The sequence below is a fragment of the Serratia sp. (in: enterobacteria) genome (assembly GCF_046715635.1).
Classification (GTDB): Bacteria; Pseudomonadota; Gammaproteobacteria; order Enterobacterales; family Enterobacteriaceae; genus Chania.
Genome location: NZ_JBKJYW010000047.1, coordinates 1 through 13426, shown reverse-complemented (window position 1 = coordinate 13426; position 13426 = coordinate 1). Strand labels below are relative to the sequence as shown.

The 13426-nt window shown below is 56.9% G+C and carries 12 protein-coding genes; 6 read left to right on the top strand and 6 right to left on the bottom strand.

The features are described 5' to 3' along the window. Positions 1-76 (bottom strand): hypothetical protein (locus tag ACLQ7H_RS02345; protein ID WP_411751278.1); only part of this gene is annotated, 76 nt, incomplete at its 3' end. A 12-nt stretch (positions 77-88) separates the two neighbouring features. Beyond that, a complete protein-coding gene (fdnG, locus tag ACLQ7H_RS02340) occupies positions 89-3136 on the bottom strand; it encodes a formate dehydrogenase-N subunit alpha (protein ID WP_411751277.1) in 3048 nt (1015 codons plus the stop codon). Between the two features lie 173 nt (positions 3137-3309). On the opposite strand from fdnG, the gene fdhD reads away from it, so the two are divergent. The 5 genes from fdhD to ACLQ7H_RS02315 all read left to right on the top strand — a co-directional run bounded on the left by fdhD (position 3310) and on the right by ACLQ7H_RS02315 (position 8737). Continuing rightward, positions 3310-4137, top strand: a complete 828-nt coding sequence (fdhD, locus tag ACLQ7H_RS02335) for a formate dehydrogenase accessory sulfurtransferase FdhD (RefSeq protein WP_411751276.1) — start codon at positions 3310-3312, stop codon at positions 4135-4137. 129 nt (positions 4138-4266) lie between these two features. Then, positions 4267-4890, top strand: a complete 624-nt coding sequence (gene sodA / locus ACLQ7H_RS02330; RefSeq protein WP_411751275.1) for a superoxide dismutase [Mn] — start codon at positions 4267-4269, stop codon at positions 4888-4890. Positions 4891-5212: 322 nt separating this feature from the next. Next, on the top strand, positions 5213-7135 hold the full coding sequence (locus tag ACLQ7H_RS02325) for a methyl-accepting chemotaxis protein (protein WP_411751274.1): 1923 nt from the start codon (positions 5213-5215) through the stop codon (positions 7133-7135). Positions 7136-7236: 101 nt separating this feature from the next. Then, the gene (gene yiiM / locus ACLQ7H_RS02320; RefSeq protein WP_411751273.1) at positions 7237-7908 is read left to right on the top strand and encodes a 6-hydroxyaminopurine reductase; all 672 of its coding nucleotides are present in this window, start codon (positions 7237-7239) and stop codon (positions 7906-7908) included. Positions 7909-7957: 49 nt separating this feature from the next. Next, complete coding sequence (locus tag ACLQ7H_RS02315) at positions 7958-8737, top strand: class I SAM-dependent methyltransferase (protein ID WP_411751272.1); 780 nt, start codon at positions 7958-7960, stop codon at positions 8735-8737. A 179-nt stretch (positions 8738-8916) separates the two neighbouring features. Here ACLQ7H_RS02315 and ACLQ7H_RS02310 read toward each other — a convergent pair whose 3' ends face one another. Both ACLQ7H_RS02310 and ACLQ7H_RS02305 read right to left on the bottom strand, forming a co-directional pair. Then, a complete protein-coding gene (locus ACLQ7H_RS02310; protein WP_411751271.1) occupies positions 8917-9279 on the bottom strand; it encodes a YibL family ribosome-associated protein in 363 nt (120 codons plus the stop codon). Between the two features lie 67 nt (positions 9280-9346). Beyond that, entirely contained in the window at positions 9347-10816 is a 1470-nt protein-coding gene (locus tag ACLQ7H_RS02305; RefSeq protein WP_411751270.1) for a PLP-dependent aminotransferase family protein, read from the bottom strand. A 136-nt stretch (positions 10817-10952) separates the two neighbouring features. Here ACLQ7H_RS02305 and ACLQ7H_RS02300 point away from each other — a divergent pair, with 136 nt between their 5' ends. Then, positions 10953-11561, top strand: a complete 609-nt coding sequence (locus ACLQ7H_RS02300; protein ID WP_411751269.1) for a LysE family translocator — start codon at positions 10953-10955, stop codon at positions 11559-11561. On the opposite strand, the gene ACLQ7H_RS02295 is transcribed toward ACLQ7H_RS02300, so the two are convergent. Both ACLQ7H_RS02295 and ACLQ7H_RS02290 read right to left on the bottom strand, forming a co-directional pair. Beyond that, a complete protein-coding gene (locus tag ACLQ7H_RS02295) occupies positions 11558-12115 on the bottom strand; it encodes an MltR family transcriptional regulator (protein WP_024483278.1) in 558 nt (185 codons plus the stop codon). The genes ACLQ7H_RS02300 and ACLQ7H_RS02295 overlap by 4 nt on opposite strands. A gap of 164 nt (positions 12116-12279) precedes the next feature. Continuing rightward, positions 12280-13426 (bottom strand): mannitol-1-phosphate 5-dehydrogenase (locus ACLQ7H_RS02290; RefSeq protein ID WP_411751268.1); only part of this gene is annotated, 1147 nt, incomplete at its 5' end.

Sequence of the window (13426 nt, the reverse complement as noted above, 5' to 3'; positions counted from 1 at the left end):
GATCGCGCGCGCGCGGTGCCGGGGTGAAGCCATTGGTGGCGGATTTACGAATGATGTCTTGAGATTGCATTGCCATAATTCGTCTCCGTTACACCTTTTCCACGTTAACCAGGAACGCCTTGAACTCTGGCGTTTGCGTATTGGCGTCGCCGACAAACGGCGTCAGCGTGTTGGCGATAAAGCCTTTCTTCGCCGCCCCTTCGTAACCCCAGTGGATAGGGATGCCGATGGTGTCCACGTCCTGACCATTCACCTGCAGAGTACGAATACGCTTGGTCACCACCGCCTTGGCCTTGATATAGCCACGGTTGGAGCTGACTTTAACCGTATCGCCCTGCTTGATGCCTTTCTTCTCGGCCAGCTTCTCGCCAATCTCCACAAACTGCTCTGGCTGAGTGATGGCGTTAATCAACGCATGCTTGGTCCAGTAGTGGAAATGTTCAGTCAGGCGATAGGTGGTACCGACATACGGGAACTTGTCGGATTTGCCCATCGTGGCCAGATCGTCTTTGAACACGCGCGCCGCCGGGTTGGACACCACATTCGGGTGCAACGGGTTGGTGCCGAGCGGCGTTTCAAACGGCTCGTAGTGTTCAGGGAACGGCCCTTCCGCCAGTTTGTCGAGGGCAAACAGGCGGCCCATACCTTCCGGCTGCATGATAAACGGCCCGACGTCGCTGCCCGGTGCGGCGGCGCTGTAGTCCGGGATATCCACCCCGCCCCACTTGGCACCGTCCCACTCCAGCAACTGGCGTTTGGCATCCCACGGTTTACCCGCTGGATCCGCAGACGCACGGTTATACAGGATGCGGCGGTTCAACGGCCATGCCCAAGCCCAGCCCAGCGTGTTGCCAAGGCCAGAAGGATCGGCATTGTCACGGCGCGCCATCTGGTTGCCCGCTGGCGTCCAACTGCCTGCGAAGATCCAGCAGCCACTCGCCGTGGTGCCGTCATCACGCAGGTGCGCGAAGGTACTGAGTAGTTCGCCTTTCTTCGCCAACACTTTGCCGTCTGGATCGAGAACATCCGCCAGTGCCCGGCCATTGTTCTCCATCGCCACTTCTTCTGGCGCTGGATTGTTCGGGGTCAGGTAATCCCAGGACATGTTCAACAACTGCTCAGGGACCGCACCGCCGTCACGGGTGTACATTTCGCGCAGGCGCATCAGCAGCCCCGCCAGAATTTCACCGTCGTTCAGCGCTTCCCCTGGGGCATCGGCCCCTTTCCAGTGCCATTGCAGCCAGCGGCCAGAGTTAACGATTGAACCGTTCTCTTCGGCAAAGCAGGTGGATGGCAGGCGGAATACTTCGGTCTGGATCTTCGATGGGTCGACATCGTTGAACTCACCGTGGTTCTGCCAGAAGTTGGAGGTCTCGGTGTTCAGCGGATCGATGGTCACCAGGAACTTCAGCTTGGCCAGCGAGGCCACCACTTTGTTCTTGTTCGGGAAGGAGGCAACCGGGTTAAAGCCTTGGCAGAGATAGCCGTTAACTTTCCCCTGCGACATCATCTCGAAGTATTGCATGACATCGTAGCCTTTGTCCCACTTCGGCAGCCAGTCAAAGCCCCAGCTGTTGTCCTTCTGCGCTTTATCGCCGTAGAAGCTCTTCATCATGCTGACGAAGAATTTCGGGTAGTTGCTCCAGTAGTTGACCTGGCCCGGCAGCAGCGCCTTCGGCGTGTTGGCTTTCAGGTAGGTATCCAGATCGGCCTGTTTCTCCGAAGGCAGCGTCATATAGCCCGGCAGGCTTTGTGACAGCAGGCCCAAATCGGTCAGACCCTGGATATTGGAGTGCCCGCGCAGGGCGTTCACGCCACCACCCGCCATGCCCATATTGCCAAGCAGCAGTTGGATCATCGCCATGGTGCGGATGTTCTGCGCACCGACCGAGTGCTGTGTCCAGCCCAGGGCGTAGAGGAACGAGGCCGTCTTGTCGCTGGCGCTGGTTTCGGCGATATATTCGCACACCTTGAGGAAATCTTCGGTTGGCGTGCCGCAGATGTTGGTTACCACCTCTGGCGTATAACGGCTGATGTGCTTTTTCAGCAGGTTCCACACGCAGTTCGGATCCTGTAGCGTAGTATCACGCTTGGCGAAGCCGTTCTCGTCGAGCTGGTAGTTCCAGGTGGTTTTATCGTATTTGCGATTTTCCGCGTCGTAGCCGCTGAACAGGCCGTCGTCAAAGGTGAAGTCTTCCCGCACCAGCAGGCTGGCGTTGGTGTAGGCATCCACGTATTCGCGGTTAATCTTGTTATTACTGATCAGGTACAGCAAAACGCCCGACAGGAAAGCAATGTCGGTACCTGAACGGATAGGCGTGTAGAAATCCGCCACGGATGCAGTACGGGTAAAGCGCGGATCGATGACGATCAGCTTGGCTTTATTATGAATTTTGGCTTCCATCGCCCAGCGGAATCCCACTGGATGCGCTTCTGCCGCATTACCACCCATGACAATAATTAAGTCGGCGTTCTTGATATCAACCCAGTGGTTGGTCATCGCACCGCGACCAAATGTTGGAGCAAGACTTGCTACCGTTGGTCCGTGTCAGACACGCGCCTGGTTATCTACGGCAAGCATGCCGAGAGCGCGACTAAATTTTTGGGTCAGCATACCGGTTTCGTTGCTGGAGGCCGAAGCACACAGCATCCCGGTGGAGAGCCAACGGTTTACCGTTACGCCAGCGGCGTTGGTGGCTTCGAAGTTGGCATCACGGTCTTCTTTCATCAGTTTGGCGATGCGGGTGAAGGCGTCGTCCCAACTGATGCGTTGCCACTTGTCTGAGCCTGGAGCGCGATATTCAGGGTATTGGAGACGGCTTTCGCTGTGGATGAAATCCACCAGACCTGCACCTTTCGGGCACAGTGCACCACGGTTTACCGGATGGTCTGGATCCCCTTCGATATGGAAAATACTCTCTTTGGCGTTTTTGGCGCCATCACCAAGGCTGTACATCAACAGCCCACAGCCGACGGAACAATACGTGCAGGTATTACGGGTTTCACGGGCGCGCAGCAGTTTGTACTGCCGGGTTTCCGCTAGTGCCACCGCAGGGCTAAAGCCCAGTGCGGCCACCGTGGTTCCTGCCATACCGCCAGCGCAGATCTTAAAGAACTGCCTTCTGCTGACCTGCATGGGGGGTCTCCTTTCTCTCTCGTGTTGTCACATTGTTTCAAATGACGCTTTCCCCCTGAAAGCGGGAAGCGCTAAAATCACTATTCTTATGTGGGTATTGGCCAAATAGGCCGCAACGGCGCCGCAATAATACCATAGCAGGCGTAGGGTTGTTACAAACAGGTGCCAGGAAAGTGAACAAAATTAACCAAGAGCAGCCCACAAATGTGAACGCGCTCACGGGCCTGATCCAGGCTCCGGTGTACCAGCGCGGGCAACTGACCGCCACAGAGCAAGATTGGCTCGCCGAAGAGGTGCCGGTCGCGCTGGTGTATAACGGCATTTCTCACGTGGTGATGATGTGTACGCCAAAGGATCTGGAGGCGTTCGCCCTCGGTTTTTCCCTGTCGGAAGGAATTATCGACTCGCCACGGGATATCTTCAGTATAGAGGTTAATCCCACCTGCAACGGCATGGAGGTACAAATTGAGCTTTCCAGCCGCCGCTTTGCCGGGCTGAAGGAGCGCCGTAGAGCGATGGCGGGCCGCACAGGCTGCGGCGTTTGTGGCATCGAACAGCTGGCGGATATCTTCCGGCCAGTAACACCGTTGCCCTTTACCCAGACCTTTTCCTTGGCCAATCTCGATCGCGCCCTCGGTCAGCTACGCCAGGTACAGAACGTCGGCCAGCTGACGGGCTGCACCCACGCCGCAGGCTGGATCTCACCACAAGGTGAGCTGCTGGGCGGCTGCGAAGACGTTGGCCGCCATGTGGCGTTGGACAAGATGATAGGCATGCGCGCTAAACAGGGCTGGCAGCAAGGGGCGATCCTGGTTTCCAGCCGGGCCAGCTACGAGATGGTGCAAAAATCCGCCATGTGCGGCGCCGAGATCCTGTTTGTGGTCTCTGCCGCCACCTCGCTGGCGGTGGAAATCGCCGAGCGCAGCAACCTGACATTGGTGGGTTTTAGCAAGCCTGGCCGGGCAACGGTGTTTACTCATCCGCAGCGTATTACCGATTAAAGGTTAAATCCACATCTTTTGTAGGGCATTGATAATCATTTTCAATATCATTTAATTAATTATAATGCATCATACTGCTTACGCGGTGCTCACATTTTGCGCCGCCCTACACTACTGGAGATGATGATCATGAGTTATTCACTGCCATCCCTACCTTATGCTTACGACGCACTAGAACCGCATTTCGACAAGCAGACGATGGAAATCCATCACACCAAACACCATCAGACCTACGTCAACAATGCTAACACCGTGCTGGAAGCTTACCCTGAGCTGGCTTCGCTGAGCGTAGAAGAGCTGATCCAGGATCTGGATAAAGTCCCTGCTGACAAGCGCACCTTCATGCGCAACAACGCGGGCGGCCACGCTAACCACAGCCTGTTCTGGAAAGGTCTGAAAACCGGCACCACGCTGGGTGGCGATCTGAAAGCCGCTATCGAGCGCGATTTCGGCAGCGTAGAGAAATTCCAGGAAGAGTTCGAGAAAGCCGCCGCCACCCGTTTCGGTTCTGGCTGGGCTTGGCTGGTGCTGAAAGGCGACAAGCTGGCCGTGGTGTCTACCGCTAACCAGGACAGCCCGCTGATGGGCGAAGCCGTCTCCGGCGCTTCAGGTTTCCCAATCGTTGGCCTGGACGTGTGGGAACACGCTTACTACCTGAAATTCCAGAACCGTCGCCCTGACTACATCAAGGCATTCTGGAACGTGGTGAACTGGGACGAAGCGGCCAAACGCTTCGCCGAAGCCAAGAAATAATTTGGCGTTCCCCTATGGATTTCAAGTTGCAGCTAGGCGACAAGCTTACTCATCCCCAGGAGCTTACTTTTCTTAAGTGACTGGGGTGACAAATCTGTCAGGAACAGATTTGAACGCTGTACACAGCGGCCCCGAAGGGGCGAGACCCAGGGATGGGTCGAGTAGCTAAGTGCAGGTAACAACGCTGCAGCATGAAAGACGACGGGGATATCTCTGATGATGCCCGCTGATGCGGGTATCTTTTTGCCCAATGTCCGCTAAAGTTTAACCGCCCCTTGCCGATGCTTTGTTCAATTGACTAACGCCTAAAGAGGGAAAAATCATGGCGGCATTGAAAGCTTTGGCAGGAAAAATCGTTCATCTCACCGTGGGTAAAAAGCTCGGACTCGGATTCTCCCTGATGTTGATACTGGCGATCGTTATCGCTGGCACCGGAATAACCTACCTCAATCTTATTGAATCACGTAGCAACCGCATTGATTTCAGCTACCAACTGACGGGTGAAATCAGTCAGGCGAAATACTACCGCGCCATGTTCAGCCAAAAATACAATCCTGAGTTCCTTGAGCGTAACCGCAAGCATATCGAGAACGCGTCACAGTTGGCCAGCCATGCGCAAAACCTGAATTGGGACGCGCAAAGCCGCAAGGATCTGGAGCTCTTGGTGGTGTTGCTGGGTAACTATGAGCAACAACAGAAAATGTTTGCCAAAGCCGTGGCGGATAAAGACGCGGTGCGAGCGAGCTGGAACATGTCTGAAGTGCAAGACAGCCTGAGCCAGGTTGAACGTCAGTTGGGTGCTACCGATCTGCAACTGGCGTTTACCCAGTTGAACCAGAAATTGACCCAGATCCGCTACTATGCCCGTGGCCTAGTGCTGCAATCCAATCGCGACGCCGAAACCCCGCTGCTCAGCGCTATCGACGACGCCCGCAGCGCCGCCAACACGCTCAGCCAACGCCTGAACGAGTCACAGCGCCCGTTGCTACAACCTCTGTTGACCGTGCTTGACGAGTATAAAGGCCACATCGCAGCCTACCTGCCGGCCGTTGAGAATGAGATCAAGATCAGTAAACAGTTGGGCGGTTACGCTGACGAGATCGGCACGCTGGTTAACAATTTCATGAAGGATGAGTTAACGCAGACGCACAACAATATCGATACCGCACAGTGGCAGATGGCGTTCACCACGGCGATCGCTATTCTTGCTGGCCTGCTGATATCATGGCGTATCACGTTACAAATCACCCGTCCGCTGCACAGCACATTGATGCTGGCAGAACGCATTGCCAAGGGTGATCTACGCCAGGCACAAACCAGCACTCGCCGCGATGAACTGGGCCAGTTGCTCAATGCCGTCGCCGCGATGAGCCAGAACCTGCGCGATATGATTGAGAAAATCCAGATGGGGGTCAGCCAGGTTTCCACTGCCGCCGGGGAAATCGCCGCAGGTAATACCGATCTCTCTTCACGTACCGAACAACAGGCCGCAGCGGTGGAAGAAACCGCCGCCAGCATGGAACAGCTCACCGCCACGGTGAAGCAGAATGCCGACAACGCCCATCACGCCAACCAACTGGCGACCGATGCCTCACAAACCGCACAACAGGGCGGTAAACTGGTCAGCAATGTCGTCAGCACCATGCGGGATATTTCCAACAGTTCGCAGCGGATCGCCGAAATTACCACCCTGATCAACGGTATTGCCTTCCAGACCAACATCCTGGCCTTGAACGCCGCCGTAGAGGCCGCCCGTGCAGGCGAGCAAGGGCGCGGTTTCTCGGTTGTCGCCAGCGAAGTGCGTAATCTGGCTCAACGCAGTGCCCAGGCGGCGAAAGAAATCGAAGGGTTAATCACTGAATCAGTCAGCCGAGTGCAGAGCGGTACCGCACTGGTGGAAGACACCGGCAACACCATGGAGCAAATCGTCCGCTCGGTCACCCATGTGCGTGATATCATGGCGGAAATAGCCGCCGCCTCCGACGAACAGACCAGAGGCATCGCGCAGATTGGTCAGGCCATCGTGGAAATGGATCACACCACTCAGCAAAACGCCGCGCTGGTGGAAGAGTCTGCCGCTGCCGCCGATTCGCTCGAAGAGCAGGCCGAGATGCTGCTGCAAAGCGTCTCGGTATTCCGTCTGGCGGATAAGGCTGCGCCAGTGGAAACCAAAGCCACCCAGCTCAAATCGCCATCGATGGCCAAACCGAGCACCAGCGCCGAAGACAACTGGACGACCTTCTAATCCCTCCCCCCCGCCCGGTGAGTTCCGGGCGGGTTATTCTGTTCCTCCCCCTCGACTCAGGCTATGCTAGACAGCATTAACGAGCGTGAATGGAGGCTAGCATGCACCACCCAGACGTCTATCTCGGTTCGATTCAACCTTATGAAGGTGGCCGCCCCAGCGCTATCGCCAAACGCCTGGTGGAGGGTACGCTGAAGCTTACCCCATTGGGTCTGGCAGGCGATGAGCAGGCAGAAAAAAGCTACCACGGCGGGCCAGATCGCGCCCTTTGCCACTACCCACGCGAACACTACGATCACTGGCGTGAACAGTTCCCCGCTCAAGCCGAACAGTTCTGCGCGCCCGCCTTTGGTGAGAATATTTCGACCCTCGGCCTGACCGAACATAATGTGTTTATGGGGGATATTTACCGCTGGGGCGAAGCGCTGATCCAGGTGACCCAACCGCGCTCTCCGTGTTTCAAGCTCAATGACCATTTCGCTATTAAAGACATTTCGGTGCTGATGCAGCAAACCGGCCGCTGCGGCTGGCTGTATCGCGTGGTGTCGTCCGGATTGGTCAGTGGCGATCAGCCGCTGGAACTGGTGACCCGCAATAGCGATGTTTCCGTCGCACAAGCGATCGGCATCGCCTGGCACATGCCGTTCGATGAAGAGCAATACCGTCGTTTACTGTCGGTCGCAGGGCTGTCGGCCAGCTGGAGCAAAACCATGCTGACTCGCATCACCAGCGGCAAAATCGAAGACCTCAACCGCCGTCTGCTTGGCCGTTAATCAGCACCGGGCAGAGGATATCCATCGACCTGGATTTGGGAGTTGCGTTATGGCTACATCGCCTCATTCCATTCATCACGCGGCCGCAGCCGGCTATCAGGCCAACGCAGATCGCTACGTTTTGGGCCGCCCGGATTATCCGGCGGAGATCGCCGATTGGCTGCGCGAGGTACTTGAGCTACAGCCCGGTAAGACCGTTATCGATCTGGGCGCAGGCACCGGCAAGTTCACTCCGCGCCTGCTGGAGACCGGTGCCAACGTCATCGCCGTTGAACCGGTGGCGCAGATGCTGGAAAAACTGGCGGCAGCATTCCCTCAGGTGAAAACGCTGGCAGGTACCGCCGAATCACTCCCGCTGCCGGACGAGTCGGTGGATGCCGTGGTGTGCGCGCAATCTTTTCACTGGTTTGCCACACGTCAGGCACTGGCGGAAATTCAGCGTGTACTGAAACCCGGCGGCAAGCTTGGCCTGGTATGGAATATGCGTGACGCGCGGGTTAGCTGGGTGCGTAAGCTCAATCAGATAGTCGATCGCCACGAAGGGGATGCTCCGCGTTTTTATACCGGTGAATGGCGCAGGCTGTTCCCTTACCCGGGCTTTGCCCAGTTGCAGGAACAAGTGTTTATGCTGGGGCATAGCGGAGCGCCGGAAGATGTGATTTATAACCGCGTGCGTTCCACCAGCTTTATCGCCGCGTTGCCGCAACAGCAGCAGGAACAGGTGATCGAACAGATCCGCCAATGGGTGGCAGAGGAAGAGGAACTGCGGGGGAAGGAAACGCTCACGGTGCCTTACCAGACCTGCGCGTTCTTTACGACCAAGGCCTGAGCTTACCCCTCACCCTAACCCTCTCCCACAGGGAGAGGGGACCGATCGAGTGTGCTTGAAACTATAGTGACTCACCTTGGCTCAGGGGCGATCGAATTTGCGGAAGCTATCTTCTCTCTCCCAAAAGAGCTGGGGCTATCAGCTCCCTCTCCCTGTGGGAGAGGGTTGGGGTGAGGGGTTCAGAACGCTTTTTTGGCGTAACCGGTAACCACTTTCAGGCCCATCTCACGGCCAAGTGCGGTCATTGGATGCACCACGATCAGGCCACGGGCGCTTTTCTTCAGCGTGCCCAAATCCGCCTGCTCTTTCTTGGTGATTTCACGGCTGAACGGCAGTTGGCTCAACTTCTGCGCTTCCGCACTCAGTTTTTCCACGCGCACGTTTTTCAGGCGCTCAATCTCAGTCTTCAGCTTCTCTTTTTCTTTGAGATGTTGCGCAATCAGGTCGGTGTTACCCTGCTGGATCACCACGGTGTCTTTATGGTTCAGTGCGTCCAGCAAATCGCTCAGGCGCTTAATCTCGGCTTTTTCTTTCTCTTTCATCGTCTCTGGCCTGTTTTGTTCTATGGCGTAAAAATTATTTCGCTAGTGTAGCAAAATGCACGGCAGGTTACTCCTCACCTTGCGCAATTCCCGCAGGCAGGCCGCTCATCTCGCAGGCTTTTGCCCCCACCCGCGCCAGCGCCTGGGTATAACGGGCGTTAAACGGGTAGCAGCAGGAGAGCCGCAGCCCATTATGATAACGCCCACTTGGAGAATATAGCGTACCGGGCGTCAGGCAGATTTGCTCATCCAGCAATTGATGGAACAGCGCCACCGTGTCTACCCCTGGTGGGAACTCCACCCAGAACACAAATCCACCGGCAGGTTGGGTAGCCCTTGTCCCGCGTGGGAAATGGCGGGCAATCAGCGCTCTGGCCTCTTCCACCTGCGCCGCATAGCGTTTACGCAAATTGCGCAGATGATGATCGTATCCCCCCGCCTCCAGGAACATGGCCAGCGTTTCCGACAGCAAGTGCGACTCCGACATCGAAGACACCGCCTTCAGCTTGCGCAGCGCCTCACTGAAACGCCCACCAACCACCCAGCCGATGCGGAAATCCGGTGCCAGCGTTTTGGTGAAGCTGGAGCAAAACAGCACCCAGCCGTCGCTATCGAACGCCTTCACCGCCGGGCTAAGCGCGCTGCCAAATTGCAGCTCGGCATACAGCCCATCTTCGATCAGCGGCACTTGATGATCGTTCATCAGCCGTGCCAACCGTTTTTTCGACGCCAGCGGCATGGTGCAGCCCAGCGGATTCTGTATCGTTGGCATGGCGATGACCGCATTCAGTCGTTTCTCCTGCAGCAGCAATTCGAGCGCATCCAGCGACAGGCCATGCTGCGGGTCGGTGGGGATTTCCAGCGCTTTCAGCCCCAGGCTGGCGAGCAGCGGCAGCAGGTAAAAATAGGTCGGCGACTCCAACCCCACGCAGTCGCCCGGCTTGGTGGTCACTCTGAGCGCCAGCTGCAAGGCTTCCATGCAACCGTGCGTCAGCGTGATGTCACTCGGCTCCAGTAGCATGCCCAACGTCATCGAGCGCCGGGCGATCTGCTGGCGCAATCGCAGGCTGCCCGGCGGCAAGGCGTATTGGCCAATCAGATTAGGCTGGCGGCGTAACTGTGATGACAACATCCGCCCCAGCTTGCCGCCGGGATAAAAATCCACGGTTTGCGGACAGGCGAGCGACAAATTGGTGAAGGCCGGGTTCTGCTGGGCGGCGAAAACCGTATCGATCAGGGCCAGCACATCATCCGCCGGCTGTTCTACCCGGTTACTGGGTGCCGACGCCGTTTTCAATGCAGGCAAGGTCGCCCGCACGTAAAAGCCAGACTGTGGTCGCGCCTCAATCAGCCCCCGGTCTTCCAGTTGGCGATAGGCCGCCACCACGGTATTGATGCTAACACTGTGGCTCTGTGCGCAGCGGCGTACCGAAGGCAAGCGGCTACCGGGCGGTAAAGTGCCACGATGAATAGCGGCCGCCAAAGTCTCCGCCAGTTGCAGGTAGCGGGTTTCTGGGATCTCATCAAGCAGGGTCACAGTTTCTCTCCAGGTAATGGGTACAGTTCAAAATTATCGAAACTGTAACCATAACAATATCTGATTTCTGGTTCTGTCACCATCGGTCGACAGCCCTTATGCTGATGTTCACCCCCAATCATGTATGGAAAACCTCATGCTGGACTCTGCGTTTATCAGTTATGTGACCGTGATGTCGATTACCCCTGGCCCCAATAACCTGCTGCTGGCCTCGTCCGGCGTCAATTTCGGCCTGCGACATACCCTGCCGATGGTGTTTGGTATCAGCCTGGGCTGTGCAACACAGTTAGCCCTCACCACGCTATTGCTGGCGCTGATCCTTAACTGGGCCGATACCATTCGCTTTCCGCTGGCGGTGATGGGCTGTGCGTACCTGCTGTGGCTATCGTGGAAACTGTACAGGGCGGCCTCACCGGATGCTAAACAGCAAGCGCAGCCAATGCGCTTTATCGGTGGAGCCTTGTTCCAGGCAGTGAACCCGAAAGCCTGGCTGATGGCCATCAACGTAGCGATCCTGTTCACCCCCCATGAAGGAGCGACGCTGCATCAAACGCTGTTAACCATCGCAGGCTTTACCGCGGTGAATATCCCCTGCATCTTGATCTGGGCGCTGATGGGCGATCGGCTACGCCACGCTCTGCGTGTTACCTGGAAACTGCGGTTATTTAACGGCGTGATGGCGGGCTTGATGGCAACAACCGCATTATGGCTGCTGTTTGACGAGTGGCGTGCGCTGATGGCTTAAGGTTTTTGAGCACCGAGCGGGGAGAGCCGGGAGGGCTGTTTGGCACCGATTTCCGCCAGCAGCTCGGTAATCGACAGCACCATGGTGGAACGCACCATCTGCTGGTAACGCTGGTGTTGCATGGCGATCAGCGACTCGTCCGCCTCGCCGGGCTGTAGAAACGTGGGGACCGGCGGCAAGGCGCTGACGCAGTGGAGCTCACCGAAGGGGCCAAGAATTTCATCATCAATAAAGCGATATTCCGAACCGTCGTGGTTCAGCTCTTCACGCATCGCCATCAGCAGTTCGGCATCTTCGTATTCATGGCGGGATATCACCCCCAGCCCGTACATCAGCTTCAGACGAACCGAAAGCTCACCAAGCGGCCCGGCACCGGACAACAGAGGTTCGACGGCATATTTCACCGCATAGTCATCTTTACGGAAAACCTGCACCACCAGGACGTTAAGCGCTTCTGCCAGCAGCTCGACCGCTGCGATCAGAAAACTGCGCACCGTCTTGCCTGCGTTCAACTTTTCCAGAACCTTGTTTTCGAATGCCTGTGTCTCGATCATCTTCGCTTTTCGAATCGCGTGGGTGGTGTGATCACTCGGGCGCTCCCCGTTAACCGCAGGGAGTGAGCCCGAATGGGGGGCAAAGACGCCTTGCCCCCTCACCCTACCCCTTATCCGTGGGGAAAGGGAACGGGTTTGCTTACACTGGTTTGATATCACAGCGTTTACTGCATGGCGTTATACACAGCAACCGCCTCTTCCACAACCTTGCTGTCGGCTGGTAAACCGGAAATTTGCGCCAGCGCGGCTTTTGGACCCAGTTTTGCCAGCAAGTCTACCAGCTCTTGTGCCTGTGGGTCCTGCTCGCTGCGGTAGCTCATGGCGGCGGCAATCCCCTGGATCAGGTTGGCGTGCGGCAAGCCGTATTCCAACGTGCCCAACAGCGGCTTGATCAGGCGATCGCCCGCGCTCAGTTTGCGCAGCGGCTGACGGCCCACGCGCTCTACGTCATCATGCAGATACGGGTTTTCGAAGCGGGACAGGATTTTGTTGATGTAGGCGGCATGCTTGTCGGCGTCGAAATCGTAGCGCTTGATCAGCACTGCACCGCTCTCTTCCATCGCGCCCTTGACCACCTGACGGATGGCCGGATCGAGGATCGCATCACGGATAGTCAACAGCTTGGCGCGCTGGCCCAGGTAAGCGGTGATCGCATGGCCGGTATTGAGGGTAAACAGCTTACGCTCCACAAACGCCATCAGGTTGTCGGTCAATTCCATGCCAGCGATGGCTGGCGGTTGACCCTTGAATTGGGTCTGATCGACGATCCACTCGCTGAAAGTTTCTACCGTCACTTCCAACGGATCGTTGCTGCCCGCCTCGGCTGGCGGCACGATACGGTCCACGGCGGAATCGACAAAGCCGATATGCTGCTCAACCCAAGCCTGCTCACCCTGTGGCAGTACATCGAACACGTGCTGCTTAAGTTGGCTGGTACCACGCACCATGTTTTCACAGGCGATGATGTTCAGCGGCTGGGTATTGCCTTGCTGATGGCGCAGGATCAGGCCGTTAGCGATAGTCCCGGCAATTCTCGCGAGGATCTGCGGGCCAACGGCCGTCGTGACGATATCGGCCTGGGCAATCAGGGCCACCGCCTCTTCGCTACCGCTGTTAACGGCACTGACGTTATTCACCTCTTCAACGCGCGCCTGCTCGCCCACCACATGTACCTGGTAGCTTTGGCGTTGGTTCAACGCGTCCAGCACCGTCTGGTTAACGTCAGCAAAAGTCAGTTCGGCGTGCGCGTCGGCAAGCAGTTTGCCAATAAAGCCACGGCCAATATTGCCGGCTCCGAAGTGTAATGCTTTC